Source organism: Streptomyces sp. 2A115, assembly GCF_052245575.1.
Taxonomy (GTDB): domain Bacteria; phylum Actinomycetota; class Actinomycetes; order Streptomycetales; family Streptomycetaceae; genus Streptomyces.
Genome location: NZ_JBQQCG010000006.1, coordinates 234,405 through 249,932 on the forward strand (window position 1 = coordinate 234,405; position 15,528 = coordinate 249,932).

At 71.6% G+C, this 15,528-nt stretch carries 16 protein-coding genes; 10 read left to right on the forward strand and 6 right to left on the reverse strand.

Going from position 1 to position 15,528, the window contains the following annotated elements:
- Positions 1–284 precede the first annotated feature (284 nt).
- The 3 genes from ACTWQR_RS08420 to ACTWQR_RS08430 all read left to right on the forward strand — a co-directional run bounded on the left by ACTWQR_RS08420 (position 285) and on the right by ACTWQR_RS08430 (position 3,580).
- Entirely contained in the window at positions 285–2,885 is a 2,601-nt protein-coding gene (locus tag ACTWQR_RS08420; RefSeq protein ID WP_443226290.1) for a helicase-associated domain-containing protein, read from the forward strand.
- Between the two features lie 199 nt (positions 2,886–3,084).
- Positions 3,085–3,213 carry a hypothetical protein gene (locus ACTWQR_RS08425; protein WP_443226291.1) on the forward strand — a complete coding sequence of 43 codons (129 nt, stop codon included), beginning with the start codon at positions 3,085–3,087 and terminating at the stop codon, positions 3,211–3,213.
- 118 nt (positions 3,214–3,331) lie between these two features.
- The gene (locus ACTWQR_RS08430) at positions 3,332–3,580 is read left to right on the forward strand and encodes a hypothetical protein (RefSeq protein ID WP_443226292.1); all 249 of its coding nucleotides are present in this window, start codon (positions 3,332–3,334) and stop codon (positions 3,578–3,580) included.
- Here the strand turns inward: ACTWQR_RS08430 and istB are convergent.
- Positions 3,558–4,952, reverse strand: coding sequence for an IS21-like element helper ATPase IstB (gene istB / locus ACTWQR_RS08435; RefSeq protein WP_443226293.1), 1,395 nt, complete (start codon positions 4,950–4,952; stop codon positions 3,558–3,560). The genes ACTWQR_RS08430 and istB overlap by 23 nt on opposite strands.
- A gap of 208 nt (positions 4,953–5,160) precedes the next feature.
- Between istB and ACTWQR_RS08440 the strand changes: the two genes are divergently transcribed.
- Both ACTWQR_RS08440 and ACTWQR_RS08445 read left to right on the forward strand, forming a co-directional pair.
- Positions 5,161–6,804 carry a DNA repair helicase XPB gene (locus ACTWQR_RS08440; RefSeq protein ID WP_443226294.1) on the forward strand — a complete coding sequence of 548 codons (1,644 nt, stop codon included), beginning with the start codon at positions 5,161–5,163 and terminating at the stop codon, positions 6,802–6,804.
- Between the two features lie 83 nt (positions 6,805–6,887).
- Positions 6,888–7,172 carry a hypothetical protein gene (locus tag ACTWQR_RS08445; protein ID WP_443226295.1) on the forward strand — a complete coding sequence of 95 codons (285 nt, stop codon included), beginning with the start codon at positions 6,888–6,890 and terminating at the stop codon, positions 7,170–7,172.
- Between the two features lie 167 nt (positions 7,173–7,339).
- Here ACTWQR_RS08445 and ACTWQR_RS08450 read toward each other — a convergent pair whose 3' ends face one another.
- Positions 7,340–7,528 carry a hypothetical protein gene (locus ACTWQR_RS08450; RefSeq protein WP_443226296.1) on the reverse strand — a complete coding sequence of 63 codons (189 nt, stop codon included), beginning with the start codon at positions 7,526–7,528 and terminating at the stop codon, positions 7,340–7,342.
- A gap of 362 nt (positions 7,529–7,890) precedes the next feature.
- Between ACTWQR_RS08450 and ACTWQR_RS08455 the strand changes: the two genes are divergently transcribed.
- Positions 7,891–9,936, forward strand: coding sequence for a HelD family protein (locus ACTWQR_RS08455; RefSeq protein WP_443226319.1), 2,046 nt, complete (start codon positions 7,891–7,893; stop codon positions 9,934–9,936).
- A gap of 155 nt (positions 9,937–10,091) precedes the next feature.
- Here ACTWQR_RS08455 and ACTWQR_RS08460 read toward each other — a convergent pair whose 3' ends face one another.
- On the reverse strand, positions 10,092–10,784 hold the full coding sequence (locus tag ACTWQR_RS08460) for a copper homeostasis protein CutC (protein WP_443226297.1): 693 nt from the start codon (positions 10,782–10,784) through the stop codon (positions 10,092–10,094).
- A 168-nt stretch (positions 10,785–10,952) separates the two neighbouring features.
- On the opposite strand from ACTWQR_RS08460, the gene ACTWQR_RS08465 reads away from it, so the two are divergent.
- Both ACTWQR_RS08465 and ACTWQR_RS08470 read left to right on the forward strand, forming a co-directional pair.
- A complete protein-coding gene (locus ACTWQR_RS08465) occupies positions 10,953–11,822 on the forward strand; it encodes a helix-turn-helix domain-containing protein (RefSeq protein ID WP_443226298.1) in 870 nt (289 codons plus the stop codon).
- A complete protein-coding gene (locus ACTWQR_RS08470) occupies positions 11,782–12,012 on the forward strand; it encodes a DUF397 domain-containing protein (RefSeq protein WP_443226299.1) in 231 nt (76 codons plus the stop codon). Before ACTWQR_RS08465 ends, ACTWQR_RS08470 begins: the two co-directional genes overlap by 41 nt.
- Here ACTWQR_RS08470 and ACTWQR_RS08475 read toward each other — a convergent pair.
- Positions 11,996–12,667, reverse strand: a complete 672-nt coding sequence (locus ACTWQR_RS08475) for a maleylpyruvate isomerase family mycothiol-dependent enzyme (RefSeq protein WP_443226300.1) — start codon at positions 12,665–12,667, stop codon at positions 11,996–11,998. The genes ACTWQR_RS08470 and ACTWQR_RS08475 overlap by 17 nt on opposite strands.
- Positions 12,668–12,710: 43 nt before the next feature.
- Here ACTWQR_RS08475 and ACTWQR_RS08480 point away from each other — a divergent pair, with 43 nt between their 5' ends.
- Together ACTWQR_RS08480 and ACTWQR_RS08485 are read left to right on the forward strand one after the other, a co-directional pair.
- Positions 12,711–13,361, forward strand: a complete 651-nt coding sequence (locus ACTWQR_RS08480) for an HD domain-containing protein (RefSeq protein ID WP_443226301.1) — start codon at positions 12,711–12,713, stop codon at positions 13,359–13,361.
- 177 nt (positions 13,362–13,538) lie between these two features.
- A complete protein-coding gene (locus ACTWQR_RS08485; protein ID WP_443226302.1) occupies positions 13,539–14,603 on the forward strand; it encodes a GNAT family N-acetyltransferase in 1,065 nt (354 codons plus the stop codon).
- A 27-nt stretch (positions 14,604–14,630) separates the two neighbouring features.
- On the opposite strand, the gene ACTWQR_RS08490 is transcribed toward ACTWQR_RS08485, so the two are convergent.
- Both ACTWQR_RS08490 and ACTWQR_RS08495 read right to left on the reverse strand, forming a co-directional pair.
- A complete protein-coding gene (locus tag ACTWQR_RS08490; RefSeq protein WP_443226303.1) occupies positions 14,631–14,939 on the reverse strand; it encodes a DUF4031 domain-containing protein in 309 nt (102 codons plus the stop codon).
- Entirely contained in the window at positions 14,936–15,340 is a 405-nt protein-coding gene (locus ACTWQR_RS08495; RefSeq protein ID WP_443226304.1) for a hypothetical protein, read from the reverse strand. Before ACTWQR_RS08495 ends, ACTWQR_RS08490 begins: the two co-directional genes overlap by 4 nt.
- Between the last annotated feature and the right edge of the window lie 188 nt (positions 15,341–15,528).

Below are 15,528 nucleotides of genomic sequence, written 5' to 3' on the forward strand. Positions count from 1 at the left end.
CCCCGTGGGACGACGTTAGCGCAGGGTGGTGGGGACGAGCTCGGGTCAGGTCGGCTCGCACGCGCGCGGGTTCTCCGCTTCCGAGCAGAGGCGGTCGCACCGGCGGGCGACCGCTGCTGACGTGTGCGGGTGAAGCATCGCCGGAGCTGCGGTGATCCTCCGGATGAAATTCATCCCCGGGTCACCTGGGAAAGGCTCCGTTCACTTTGCGTGCACGCTGCACACAGCCGCTGGGCGTCGGCACGACACCCCTGCTCCGCCCGCCACCCGCTACCGTTGGCCGGATGAGCAGCGATGAGAAGCAGGCGGCCCCGAGGTCCCTCGCGGAGGCCCTCCGCGCGAGGGACGACGGTTCCCTGGCCGCGCTCCTGCGCGCCCGCCCCGACCTCATCACGCCCGTCCCCACCGACCTCACGCAGCTCGCGACCCGCGCCGGCACCCGGGCGTCGGTCGTCCGCGCCCTGGAACGCCTGGACCGGTTCGCCCTGCAGACGGCGGAGGCCCTGGCCGTGGCCCCCGAACCGGCGCCGTACGAGACGCTCCTCGCCCTGCTGGCCGGCGACGACGGCGACCCGGCCGTCGCCGAAGCCCTCCCCCGCGCCGTGGCCACCCTGCGCGAGCAGGCCCTGGCGTGGGGCGCGGACGACCGGCTCCGCCTGGTCCGCACGGCCCGCGAGCTGCTCGCGCCCTCGCCCCAGCACCCGTCCCCGACGGGCCTGGGCCCGACGGTCGCGGAGGCGACGGCGGGGATGTCCCCCGGCCGGATCCAGGAGATCCTCACGGCGGCCGGTCTGCCCACGACGCACGACGCGGTGTCTGCGGTGGCGTCGCTCACGGCCCTGTTCACCGACCGCACGCGGATGTCCGCCCTGCTCGACACGGCCCCGCCCGAATCCCTGGACGCCCTGTCGCGGCTGGTCTGGGGCCCGCCGTACGGCCAGGTGACCGCCGACCCGGCCGCCCGCCTGCGCTGGCTCCTGGACCGCGGCCTGCTCCTGCCGACGGCGCCCGGCACGGTCGTACTGCCCCGCGAGGTCGCCCTGCATCTACGTGCGGGCCGCGCCCACCGCTCGGTGGAGCCGTTGCCGCCGACCGTGGAGCCCGCCGCCACGCACCGTCCACAGGTTGTGGACGCGACGGCGGCCGGCCAGGCGTACACCGCGCTGGCGACCGTCGAGGAGCTGCTCAAGGACTGGGACGAGGGCGGCCCGGCCGTCCTGCGCGCGGGCGGCCTGAGCGTACGAGACCTGAAGCGGACGGCGGTGGCCCTGGACGTGACGGAGCCGGTCGCGGCCTTCTGGGTCGAACTCGCGTACGCGGCGGGCCTGTTGGCCTCGGACAACGAGGCCGACGAGCGGTACGCGGCAACCCCGGCGTACGACGAGTGGCTGGAGCGTCCGGCCCCCGAGCGCTGGACGCGGCTGGTCGCGGCTTGGCTGTCGGCCACCCGCACGGCGGGCCTGGTCGGCGGCCGCGACACCAAGGACCGCACCCTGTCGGCCCTGGGCCCGGGCCTCGACCGCTCGGCCGCCCCCGAGATCCGACACCGCGTCCTCGCCCTCCTCGCCGCGCTCCCCGAGGGCGCGTCCGCGTCCGCCGACACCCTCGTCGCCCGCCTCCACTGGGAACGCGCCCTGCGCGGCACCACCTCCTCGGACGACCTGCGCGCCCGCCTCGCCCGCTGGACCCTGTCCGAGGCGGAGTCGCTGGGGGTTACGGGCCGGGGGGCGCTGTCGGCGCACGGGCGGGCGCTGCTGGGGTTGCCGGCGGGGACGGCCGCCGACTCCGCCGCCGACTCCAAGATGACGGCCGACCCGGCAGCGACGGTCACGCGGGCCGACGCCGGTGGCCCGGGCGACAAACTCCCCGTCCACCATCACAGGCCCCACCACCCGGCGTCCGCTCCGGAACCCCGCTCCCCCGCCGAACTGGCCTCCGCCGCCTCCCGGGCCGCCCGGCTCCTCGCCCCTCTCCTCCCCGAGCCCCTCGACCACGTACTCCTCCAGGCGGACCTGACGGCGGTGGCCCCCGGCCCGCTGGAACGCCCCCTGGCCGACACGCTGGGCGTCCTCGCGGACGTGGAGTCGAAGGGCGGCGCGACGGTGTACCGGTTCACGCCGGGCTCGGTACGCCGGGCCCTGGACGCGGGCCGCTCCGCCTCGGACCTGCACGCGTTCCTGGCCGCCCACTCCCGCACACCGGTACCGCAGCCGCTCACGTACCTGATCGACGACGTGGCCCGGCGACACGGCCACCTGCGCATCGGCGCGGCGTCGGCCTACGTCCGCTGCGACGACGACAACCTCCTCAACGAGATCCTCGCCGACAAGCGGTCCCAAGGGCTCCGCCTGCGCCGCCTCGCGCCCACGGTGCTGGCCTCGCAGGCCGACCCGGCGACGCTGCTGGAGGGGCTGCGCGAGATGGGCCTGGCACCGGCCGCCGAGTCCGCCGAGGGCGACGTACTGATCACCCGCGCGCACGCCCACCGCACCTCGCCGCGCACCGCCCCCGAGCCCGTACCCGACGGCCCGCCCATCCCCGACACGACCCTCCTGGGCGCCGCGATCCGCGCCATCCGGGCCGGCGACCTGGCCTCCACGGCCCCCCGCAAGCAGGCCACCGACTCCAGCTCCGTCCCGAACGGCGTCCTCCCCCGCACCACCTCCGCCGAGACCCTCGCCACCATGCAGGCCGCCGTCCTCACCGGCGGCACCCTCTGGATCGGCTACGTCAACGCCGAGGGCTCCGCCACCCAGCGCGTCATCGCCCCGATCCGTGTGGAGGGCGGCTTCGTCACGGCGTACGACCACACCGCGGACGAGGTCCGTACGTACCCCTTGCACCGGGTGACGGGCGTCGCGGAGCTGGCCGACAAACAGAACTGAGGGCTCAGACACGGGGCTCTCACTCCTGCGGGTGTACGTCCGTCTTCATTCACGCCACGCCGGGAACTTCCCACCCATGAGGGAGCTTCCCCGGCCTCCCGCATTCCCGCGCGAGCCGCCGGGCAGCCACCGGGTGTCCTGATCAAGAGCACCGCCCGGCTGGGAACTCGGGTGAGTGCAGCAGAAAGGAAGTCCCTCCATGCGTGCTGCCCGTCGTATCGCCGCCGTTCTGACCGCCACCGCCGTGATGGTCGGTGCCTTCGCCACCCAGGCCGCCGCCATTGGCATCGATGTCGCCGGGTTGATCATCGAAACTCCGCAGATCTGACGCGGCCCCGCACACCTCGCGGGCCGGACTCGGCATCCCGAGTCCGGCCCGTCCCCTCCGTGGTCCCCACCCTGTTCATCAGCCTGTTCATCAGCGCCCGAAAGGCTCAGAGATCTTCATGCGTCCCAAGCTCCCCACCCGCACGCGCACCGGAACCCACACCCGCACGCGTTTCGCCCTGACCGCCTCAGCCGTCACCCTCCTCGCCGGCGCGGCCCTCGTCGGCGTGCTCGCCCCGGGGGCCGCCGCGGCTCAGCACGCCCTGCCGCTGCCTCTCCCGGTCGCCGCCGCCGAACCGGTCGTCACCGAGGGCGTCACCATCGAGGGACCGCTGCTCCAGAACGTCACTCTGCCCACGCTGAGGTAGCGCGGCGCATCCGGTAGCTGTCCCCCTCCAGCCGGACGATCTCCGCGTGGTGCGCGAGGCGGTCGGCCATCGCGGGGGCGGCTCCGCCGCCGAAGATCTCGTCCCAGCGGCCGAGCGGGCGGTCGCTGGTCACGATCAGCGAGGCCCGCTCGTAGCGGTGCGCGACGAGCTGGAAGAAGAGGTGGGCGGTGTCCGCGTCGAAGGGGGTGTAGCCGACCTCGTCGACGATCAGCAGCGCGTGGGCGTCGAGGGCGGCCAGCTCCTCGGCGAGCCGCCCGTCCGCCCGCGCCCCGGTCAGCCGGGCCGCCCACTCCCCGGCGGTCGCGAACAGCACCTGGTGTCCGGCCTGGCAGGCCCGTACGCCGAGGCCGACGGCGAGATGCGTCTTGCCGGTCCCGGGAGGACCGACGAACACCACGTTCCGCCGGGCGGTGACGAAGTCCAGCTTGCCGAGCCGCGCCAGCGCCTCCCGGTCGAAGCCCCGGGGATGGTCCTCGTCGAACTCCTCCAGCAGCTTCCGGGAGGGGAAACGGGCGGCACGGATGCGGGTCTCGGCACCGGTCTCGTACGAGTACGGGGCCGTCCCCTGGGCGGGAATCGAACCCGGGGCCGGCATGGCCGCCGTCGGGACCGAGAACTCGGCCGGTGCGGACGAAGCCCATCCGGACGAAGACGCTGCGGACGAAGCCGGCGCGGACGAAGACCCTGCGGGCGAAGCCGAGAGGGAAGACTCCCGCCCGGCCGTCCCGTGCTCCTGCCCCTCCCCGTACCCGCCGTGCCCATGCCCGTGCCCGTTCTCGTGCCCCTTGTGCGAGCGCTCCGCGTGCGCCGCCATCGGTCCCGACATGTACGCCAGGATCGCCGCCGAGAAGATGAACGCCATGTGGATCGTCGTCCCCCACAGCAGCGAGTGGTGCGAGGTGTGGTGCACGTCCACGAACATCTGGAGCAGATGGACGGAGGAGATGCCCACGATGGCGGTCGCGAGCTTCACCTTCAGCACGTTGGAGTTGACGTGCGAGAGCCATTCCGGCTGATCGCGATGGCCCTGGAGTCCGATGCGCGAGACGAAGGTCTCATAGCCGCCGACGATCACCATGATCAGCAGGTTGGCGATCATGACGACATCGACCAGCTTGAGCACCGCGAGCATGACGTACGTCTCGTTCGCCTGCCCGGTCACGCACCGGAGGATTAAATTCCACAATTCGTTGAAGAATTTGTAGACGTACACGCCCTGCGCGGCCACCAGCCCGAAGTACAGCGGGGCCTGGAGCCAGCGGGTGGCGAACAGGGCGTAACCGAGCGTCGTGCTGGGCGGCGACGCGACGGGGGGCGGGACGGGCAGCGGGGCGTGGCTGTGACCGGACACGGTGACTCTCCCTGGGCAGTGACCTGCGGGGACCGCCATTCTTCGGGTTCGGAGCCGTAAATCTGAATTCACACCACTCAATGGAATGAATAGACATTCAGTAGGACAGGACGGTCGGCCCTCCGGTTCGCGACAGGCCGAGCCCGCGATCAGGCACACTGGACGTTTGGCCGTGCACACCGCACAGCTGTGCAGAAGGGGACGTGCGTTGAACGGACCACTCATCGTCCAGAGCGACAAGACCCTGCTCCTGGAGGTCGACCACGAGCTGGCGGACGAGTGCCGCCGCGTCATCGCGCCCTTCGCGGAGCTGGAGCGGGCGCCCGAGCACATCCACACCTACCGGGTGACGCCGCTCGGCCTGTGGAACGCGCGTGCCGCCGGGCACGACGCCGAGCAGGTCGTGGACGCGCTCGTGCAGTACAGCCGCTATCCGGTGCCGCACGCGCTGCTGATCGACATCGCGGAGACGATGGACCGCTACGGCCGTCTCACCCTCTCCAAGCACCCGGTCCACGGTCTGGTGCTCACGACCACCGACCGGCCGGTGCTGGAGGAGATCCTGCGCTCCAAGCGGGTCGCTCCGCTCGTGGGCGCCCGGATCGACCCGGACACCGTGGCCGTGCACCCCTCCGAGCGCGGCCAGATCAAGCAGACGCTGCTGAGGCTGGGCTGGCCGGCCGAGGACCTCGCCGGGTACGTGGACGGGGAGGCGCATCCGATCGAGCTGGCCGAGGACGGCTGGGCCCTGCGGCCCTACCAGAAGCAGGCGGTGGAGAACTTCTGGCACGGCGGGTCAGGGGTGGTCGTACTCCCCTGTGGCGCCGGAAAGACGCTGGTCGGCGCCGGGTCCATGGCTCAGGCGAAGGCCACCACCCTGATTCTCGTCACGAACACCGTCTCGGCCCGGCAGTGGAAGCACGAGCTGGTGAAGCGGACGTCGCTGACCGAGGACGAGATCGGTGAGTACAGCGGTACGAAGAAGGAGATCCGCCCGGTCACCATCGCGACGTACCAGGTCCTGACGACGAAGCGGAAGGGCGTCTACCAGCACCTGGAGCTCTTCGACTCACGCGACTGGGGCCTGATCGTCTACGACGAGGTGCACCTGCTTCCCGCCCCGGTCTTCAAGTTCACGGCGGATCTCCAGGCCCGCCGCCGCCTCGGGCTGACCGCCACGCTGGTCCGCGAGGACGGCCGCGAGTCGGACGTGTTCTCGCTGATCGGCCCGAAGCGTTTCGACGCTCCGTGGAAGGAGATCGAGGCGCAGGGGTACATCGCGCCGGCCGACTGCGTGGAGGTCCGGGTCAATCTCACGGACAGCGAGCGGCTGGCGTACGCGACCGCCGAGACCGAGGAGAAGTACCGCTTCTGCGCGACGACGGCGACCAAGCGCAAGGTCACCGAGGCGATCGTGCGGAAGTTCGCGGGCCAGCAGATCCTCGTCATCGGCCAGTACATCGACCAACTCGACGAGTTGGGCGAGCACTTGGACGCGCCCGTCATCAAGGGTGAGACGTCGAACGCCCAGCGCGAGAAGCTCTTCGAGGCGTTCCGGCAGGGGGAGATCAGCGTCCTGGTCGTGTCGAAGGTCGCGAACTTCTCGATCGACCTGCCGGAGGCGACGGTCGCCGTCCAGGTGTCGGGGACGTTCGGTTCCAGGCAGGAGGAGGCCCAGCGTCTTGGCCGCGTACTGCGCCCCAAGGCCGACGGCCACCAGGCCCACTTCTACTCCGTCGTGGCCCGGGACACCATCGACCAGGACTTCGCGGCCCACCGCCAGCGCTTCCTGGCGGAGCAGGGGTACGCGTACCGGATCATGGACGCGGACGAGCTGCTGACGGAGAGCTGAGCGGACGGCTCCGGCCGCCCGGCCCGAGCCCAGGACTCTGCTCGTTCAGCCCGTGCTGCTCGAGCCACGGCGAGGAGGGCACCATGCCTCACGAGGACATCTACGTGGTGCTGTACACCGAGCCCGCGGCCCGTGACCGCGACCGGCTGGAGCCCGCGCGCAGGGCGTCCCTCGACAAGGCGATCGGGATACTGGCCCGCGATCCGTATACGGAGCTCTCCCGGCCCATAGGAGTGGGCGACCAGGACCGGGAGATCCGCCTGACCTCGCAGATAGTCGCGGAGTACATGGTGACCCGGGGACGCCTGCTGCTGGTCATGCTGCGGATCTTCGACGACGCTGACATCCTCCTGCCCGAAGAGGGCTGACCGGCTCAAGGCTCACGCTCAGCTGCCGGGGGGTGCCGGGGCTGCCGCTGGAGGACACACAGCGCGACGGGGGCGTAGAGGGAGGACGAGGGCGGAGAGGACGAGGGCGGAGAGGAAGAGGGGATCGATGTCTCTGAAGAGTGGATCGCCGTCTCGTTCGAGCGTGTCTACCGGCGGCGTACGCCCGCTTCCTCGCCGTACTCACCGAGGAGGATCACACCGAGGGCGGCGCCCGCGAACACCTTGACGGCGCGCAGGGCGTCGCCGAGGCGGTGTGAGTGGCTGCCCTGGAGGGCGGTCGCGCCGGGCGGCGGGCCGGACCGGACGGAGGCTGGGGTGAAAGTCGCAGTGCTCATGTATCCATAGTGGATTTCCAGCCCTCGGCTTACATCGGTCTGCGGGCCGAACCTCAATCGACTCCTGGTACGACTCGGGAGTGACCCGTCCCCCTGAGGAAGGGGGACCCCGTCCCCTAGGGGACGACAGGAGACGTACGAGGACCGCGGGGCTGCGGAAGGCGGAAGCACGAAAACGGGGCCGCGAAAATGATTGGCCTCCGCCTCCCTCGCTCGCCTAAGATCTCCGCTCTTGCCCGCCTCCCGTCGTGGAGAGCTGCCGCCCGGACGGAAACCGGCCGGCCCACCGCTACTCAGCTGGTCCCAGCAGGTCCCGCAGGTCTCCGGAGGCAATCCCCGTGTCCACCCCGCCCGACTCCGCCATGTCCGACCCCGCTCCGTCCGCCGATCCCCTGTCCCGCGAGCGAGCCCATCTCACCCACTCCCGCGCCGCTCTCCGTTCGATGCGCGAGGACGTCGAGTCGCTCGACATCCGGGACGTCACCGCGAACTGGGTCAACGCGGAAGCGCTGTCCCACCAGATCGACGAGCGCATCAAGGCCCTCGCGGACCTCTCCCACACCCCGCTCTTCTTCGGCCGCCTCGACTACCTGCACGCCCCGGGCGCCGACCAGGCAGAAGGCGCCGACGGCGAGCGCTTCTACATCGGGCGGCGGCACGTGCACGACGCCGACGGCGACCCGATGGTCATCGACTGGCGTGCCCCTGTGTCGCAGCCCTTCTACCGGGCCTCGAAGACGAACCCGCTCGACGTGGCGCTGCGCCGCCGTTTCGGTTACACGGCCGGCGACCTCACCGCGTACGAGGACGAGCACCTCACCGACCCCTCCGAGGCCGCGGCCACCAGCAAGCTGCTCCAGCAGGAGATCGAGCGCCCGCGCGTGGGCCCGATGCGCGACATCGTCGCCACCATCCAGCCGGAGCAGGACGAGATCGTACGGTCCGGTCTCGGCGGCACGGTGTGCGTGCAGGGAGGCCCGGGCACCGGAAAGACGGCCGTCGGTCTGCACCGGGTCGCGTACCTCCTCTACGCCCACCGCGACCGGCTCGCCCGCACCGGCACGCTGGTCATCGGGCCGAACAAGTCCTTCCTGCACTACATCGAGCAAGTGCTGCCCGCGCTGGGCGAGTTGGAGGTCAAGCAGGCGACGGTCGACGACCTGGTCGCGCATGTGGAGGTGCGGGGTACGGACGAGGCGGCGGCCGCGGTCGTCAAGGGCGACGCGAGGATGGCGGAGGTGCTCCGCCGGGCCGTCCGCTCGCACGTCACCATGCCCACCGAACCCGTCATGGTCGTACGCGGCTCACGGCGCTGGCGCGTACCTGCGTACGAACTCCAGGAGATGGTCCAGGAGTTGCTGGACCGCGACATCCGTTACGGCGCCGCCCGCGAGGCCCTGCCGCAGCGCGTCGCGCACGCCGTGCTGGTGCAGATGGAGCGGTCCGGGGAGGCGCCGGACGACCGTGTGCAGGACGCGGTCGCCCGCAACGCGGCGGTGAAGGCGGCGGTCAAGGCGATCTGGCCGCCGGTCGATCCGGCGAAGCTGGTGCTGCGACTGCTGTCGGACGCCGACTTCCTGACCTCCCACGCCGACGGAATCCTCACCGAGGACGAGCAGAAGACCATTCTCTGGTCCAAGCCCGTACGGTCGGTGAAGTCCGCCAAGTGGTCGCCCGCGGACGCCGTGTTGATCGACGAGGCCACCGACCTCGTACAGCGCACGCACTCGCTCGGGCACGTGGTGCTCGACGAGGCGCAGGACCTCTCCCCCATGCAGTACCGGGCGGTGGGCCGACGCTGCACGACCGGTTCGGCGACCGTGCTCGGGGATCTGGCGCAGGGTACGACGCCCTGGGCGACCCGGAGTTGGCACGAGGCGCTGGCCCACCTGGGCAAACAGGAGGCGATCGTGGAGGAACTGACGGCCGGTTTCCGCGTACCGACGGACGTCATCACCTACGCGTCCCGGCTCCTCCCCCACATCGCTCCGGGCCTGACGCCGGTCGCGTCGGTCCGGGAGAACCCGGGTTTCTTCGAGGTCCGTAACACGACTTCCGACTCCGAAGTCGTGGGCGCCTGCGAGGAGTTGCTGCGCAACGAGGGTTCGATCGGCCTGATCACGGCCGACGCGCGGGTACCGTCCCTCTCCGAGGCCCTGACGGCGGCCGGCCTCACCTACCTCGCCCCGGGCGAGGAGACGACCCTCACGACCCGCCTGACCCTCGTACCGGCCTCCCTGGCCAAGGGACTCGAGTACGACTACGTGGTCCTGGACGAGCCCCAGGCCGTGGTCGACGGCGAACCGGACGAACGAACCGGCCTGCGCCGCCTGTACGTGACCCTGACCCGAGCCGTCTCGGGCCTGATCGTGACGCATGCGGCAGCGCTGCCGTCCCAACTGACGTAACGGGCCGGCGTAACGGGCAAGGGGATACGTCCGGCTCACGTCCGGCTCGGATGGCCGACAGGTCGAGCCCCGCGTCGGCGAGTACCGCCGCAGCCACGCCCGTCTGATCCGTCGCTGCACCACACGCTCAATTTGGAGCGTGCCGGAAGAGGTGCTCAGCCACGGTCCAGCACCGCCCGCCACTCCCGCACCGCCTCCGCCGAAACCGGCGCCTCCCAGCCGCCCGGCCGAGCCGCGCCGCCGATGTGGAACGCGTCGATGCCGGCCGCGCGCAGCCCCGGCACATGGTCGAGGCGGAGGCCGCCGCCCACGAGGAGCTGGGGCTCGTACCCCGGTTCGCCGCGTCGGCCCGCCTCCGCGAGGAGCGTGGGCCGACCGTCGTCCACGCCCGACGCCGAGCCCGCTGTGAGGTACGTGTCCAGGCCGGGCAGGTCGGAGAGCCTCTTGCGCAGGGCGTCCCGGTCCGCCGCGCGGTCGATCGCCCGGTGGAACGTCCAGCGGCAGCCGGGCAGTTCGGTGAGTACCGCCTCCAGCGCGGGCAGGTCCGGCTCCCCGGCCTCGTCCAGGAACCCGAGCACGAACTCGTCGGCCCCGGCGGCACGCAGCCCCCGCGCCGCGCGTACGAGCTCCCGTACGTCCCCGGACTCGAAGCCGTCGGCCAGGCGCAGCATCACGCGCAGCGAGATGCCGACGGCGGCCCGGATCCCCGCGAAGGTCTCGACCGGCGGGGTGAGTCCGTCGGCGGCCATGTCGGTGACCAGCTCCAGCCGGTCCGCACCTCCGGCCTCGGCGGCGACCGCGTCCTCGATGTCGAGGGCGATCACCTCCAGGACTGCACGCTTGCTCATAGGTTCTCTTCCCTCGGGCGGCTACAGGTCTAGTCCAATAGTCAGCCTACGCGCCCGGCGGCGGAGATCGACGAATATCACCATTCGCGCGCGACCCGTCACTGTCCGCAACTACCCTCGAAGGCGGCGCGGTCCAACAACGCCAGCCGTGCGAGAGGGAGTTGCCCCATGCCCGAGACGAAGCCGAAGCGACTCGATCCGTCCCAGTCCCCCCGTGCGCTGTACGGCGCCGAGCTCCGCCACCGACGCGAAGAGGCCGACCTGTCCCAGGAGGACCTCGGCACCCGCATGTTCGTCAGCGGCTCGTTCATCGGGCAGCTGGAGGCAGGTATCCGGCGCATGCAGCCGGAGTGCGCCCAGATGGCCGACGAGATCCTGAAGACGGACGGGTTCTTCGTACGGAACCTGGAGGCGGCGATGAAGTCGCCGTACGAGCGTCACTTCGCGGATGTGGTGGAGTTCGAGGGGCTGGCGCAGACGATCAAGGACTGGGCGCCGGACCTGATCCCCGGCCTGCTCCAGACGGCGGCGTACGCGCGGGCTGTGATCAGGGCGTACGACCCGGTCCTGACGGAGGACGTCGTCGAGGAGCGAGTGACGTCCCGGCAAGCCCGCGCGCGCGTCTTCGACGATCCGGTGACGCCCCGCTACCGGGTGATCCTGGACGAGGTCGTCTTGCGGCGCCCGGTGGGCGGCCCGAAGGTCATGGCCGAGCAACTCCGCCACATCGCCGCGATGGTCCGCCGCAACCGGATCATCGCCCAGGTGCTCCCCCTCGCGGAGGGCGCTCACGCGGGAATGGACGGCCTCTTCAAGCTGATGACCTTCGACGACGCCCCGCCCGTCGCATACGCCCAAGGAGTCGAAACCGGCCGCCTGTTGGACGATCCGGCTGTGGTGACCCGCTGCACGCTGACCTACGATCTGCTGGGGGCCGTGGCCTTGTCGCCCGCCGCGTCCCTCGTCCTGATCGAGCGGGCGGCCGAGGAGTACGAGGATGCGCACCGCGCCCGATCCGAGGACCTCGACCTGGCGTAAGAGCAGCTACAGCGGCGGTACAGCCAACGAGTGCGTTGAAGTCTCCGACGGCTTCCCCGGCGTCGTCCCCGTCCGCGACAGCAAGAACCCCGCCCAAGGAACCCTGATATTCGGGGCGGCCGCCTGGTCGACCTTCGTAGCGGCCGCCCGTCGACAAGCACGACGGTCCGGGCTCAACCGAACATGTTGAGCTCAGCCTCCCCCGCCCCCGCCAGCTCGTACCGCGTCCCGGTGAGCGGGCGCCCCGCGTAGAGGCGTACGAGGGTGGCCGCGTCGCCGATGTAGCGGGCGGGCGACCGCTCGCCGGACGGCGCCCCGAGCCGCAGTGGATCGTCCACGTCGTCGAGGTCGGCGTGCAGCGCGAGGAATCCCCGTTCCCGGCTGAGCCACGCCAACAGGTCGAGCGCGGGCTCGACCTGGGCGCCGCCGTACGCTCCGGGCTCGCCCCAGGCCTCGCGTACGTCGCCCGCGTGCACCCACTCCCCGAACGCGATCACGTCCAGCACCCCGCCCGCCTTGGCGATCACCGGGCCCGCGTCGGTCATGCCCCGCTCCAGTTCGTCGACGACCTCCGCCACGGACCAGCCACCGCGCTCGGCGATGTCCCGGTCATTGGCCTCGGGGCTGAAGACCCCCTCCTCGAACCGGCTCTCCACCACCCGGGTCAACGCGGCCGAGCAGTGCGCCAGCACATGCCGCACGGTCCACCCGGGACAACAGGTCCTGATCGCGAAGTCCGCCTCCGGCCGCCCCCGCAGGAGCGGCAGCAGCATGTCCCGCTCGGCGGCCAGCAGCCGCCCGGGGAGTTCCGGGTCCCGTACGCCTTGCGTGTCAACAGCAGTCATGGGTCCACGCTATGGCCGACGGAGAAGGACGGACAATGACCCCATGGCCGACCTCGACGCCCTGCGCACCCGCTGGCTCCGCACGCTCCGAGCGATTCGTGGGACGGAAACCCCCGATCCCACCCCGTACGCCGACAACCTCCTCGCCCGCTGGTCGGAGCCGCAGCGCCGCTACCACACCCTCGATCACTTGGCGGCGGTCCTGGACCACATCGACGTACTGGAGAAGGACGCGGACGACCCGGACCTGGTCCGTCTGGCCGCGTGGTTCCACGACGCGGTCTACCTCCCCGACCGCTCCGAGAACGAGGAACGCTCGGCCCGCCTCGCCGAACGCGCACTCCCCGAGATCGGCCTCAGCCCCACCGCCACGGCCGAGGTGGCCCGCCTGGTCCGCCTCACGGTCACCCACGACCCGGCCGACGACGACCCGAACGGCCGAGTCCTCTGCGACGCGGACCTGGCGATCCTGGCGGCACCCCCGGACACGTACGCCGCCTACACGGCCGCCGTCCGCGAGGAGTACGCCTTCGTCCCCCCGGACGCCTTCCGCGAGGGCCGAGCGGCGATCCTGCGCCAGCTCCTGGACCTGCCCCGTCTCTTCCGCACGCCGTACGGGACAAGGGAATGGGAGGGTCGGGCGCGGCGGAATCTGGAGGACGAGCTGGCCGGGCTGGCCGGGCTGGCCGACTGACGGGCTGACGGGCTGACGGGCTGACGGGCTGACGGGCTGACGGGCTGAGGACAATCCACGGCGAAGGCCCGGTCCGGAGCAGCGTCAGAGGCCGCCGCCCAGGCCGCCCGACCAATGGCGCCCAACGAGCCGGTCAACCTGCCCCGTTCCGCGAACTGATCACCTATTGTCACCGGCATGCGGGACATGGGCGGGGACCAGGTGGAAGAGGCTGTCGCGGGCGCGCTCGCGCTGCTGCGGGCGGCGACCGGGCAGGACTGGGGCGTCAAGGCGGGCCGCCTCGACTGGAGTTGCCGCCGGACGGCGGAGCACATCGCCTCGGATCTCATCGCGTACGCGGGGCAGTTGGCGGGCCGGCCCACCGACCGGTACGTACCGTTCGACATCACCTTCGCCGAGTGCGAGAGCGTCGAGGACGTCCTGGATGTCGTCGAGGCGACCGGCGCCCTGTTCTCGGCCGCCATCCGGGCCACCCCGCGCGAGGTGCGGGCCTTCCACCCGTACCCCTTCCGCAGCGCGAACCGCGAGGGCTTCGCCGCGATGGGCGTCACCGAGGTGCTCGCGCACACGCACGACATCGCCGAGGGACTGGGCATCGCGTACGAGCCCCCGGCCGCGCTCTGCGAGGACGTGCTGACCCGGATCTTCCCGCACGTCCGACCGGGACCCGACCACTGGCGCACCCTCCTGTGGGCCACCGGCCGGGGCGAGCTGCCCGGCCGCGCCCCGCTGCCCACCTGGCGCTGGAGCAACAACCTGGTCATCCCCGCCGAGCGCCTCACCCTGCAAGGGGTCACGCCCGCCGCCGCCGCCGACCTGTGCGCAGGTGGCACCGGCGGCTTCGAGTGGATCGAGGGCGGCCCGTTCGAGAGCACCCGGGACGCCGCCGGGGCGATCGTGAAGGCGTACGAGGCCGGGGTGCACCGCCCGGAGTGGGGCATGTTCGTCCTCGTACGCCGCGAGGACGGCCGCGCGGTCGGCGGCATGGGTTTCCACGGCGTCCCGGACGAGGAGGGCCGCGCCGAGGTCGGCTACGACCTCGCGGAGTTCGCCCGCGGCAACGGTTACGCCACCGAGGCCCTGCGCGCACTGTCCGCGTGGGCACTGGCCCGCGAGGACGTCACGTCCCTGTTCGCGACGGTGGACCGCACGAACTCCCTTTCACAGGGGGTGATTTCACGGACCGGTTTCACCCTGGTGAGCGAGGACGAGGAGCAGTACGCGTACGAGCTGCGCGGCTGAAGCACACCCGAGGGGCGGCACCCAGGACTACGAACTCCCGGACTCCGAAGTCCCGGACTTCGAACTCTCAGACTCCGTACGCCCCTTGGGTCTGCGCAGCCCGGACGCGTGCAGCAGCCGCACCACCTCGCGGCTCCTCACCTCCACCGCGCCCGCCCGCACGACGTCCTCGTACCGGTGCGCGGGAATGTCGTAGTGGTCGCGCTCGAAGGCGCGGCGCGGGACGCCCAGCTCGGCGGCGAACAGGTGCAGTTCGTCGTACGAGACGTCGCTGATGAGGTGGGACCACATGCGGCCGTGCCCCGGCCAGTCCGGAGGGTCGATGTAGACGGTCACGAGGAAGGCGCACCCCCGGCTGCCGAGCCGAGCGCACCCACCGCCGAGACCTTCACGCCCACCTTGTGGCACACCCAGTGCGGGTCGGGCCCCAACTCCGGCTCCACGTCGAGCGCATGAGGGTCGCCGACTCCGCAGACCGGGCACAGCGGCCAGCGCCCGTACCGTTCAAGGAGCGCGTCCTGTACGTCCTGGGCGACCAGCCCCGCCACGTACGCCATACCTTCCGGCCACTGCTCCACCCACCATCGGCGCTGCACCACCGACTCCTCGACGAGCGAGACGACGTCGGCCTCGGCGACCTCACCCGCGACGAGGTCGGCGAGCACGAGCGCGCGCGCCGCGTGCAGTGCCTGCTCCAAGGGGCTGACGGGATTCGGGGAGGGCGGAGAGTCGTCCATGAACCCATTGTGCGCCAGCCACGTCCCGTAAGGCGCGCCCCGGAAGGCGCGCCCCGGAAGGCGCGCCCCAAAAAGGCGGGGCGTGCTCACCCGCACCGGAGTATCCAGCACAGGAAATTTCCAGCACCAGAAAGAGCCACCGCACATGACCTCCAGCGCCGACGCCACCGACGCCTCAGCCCACTCCC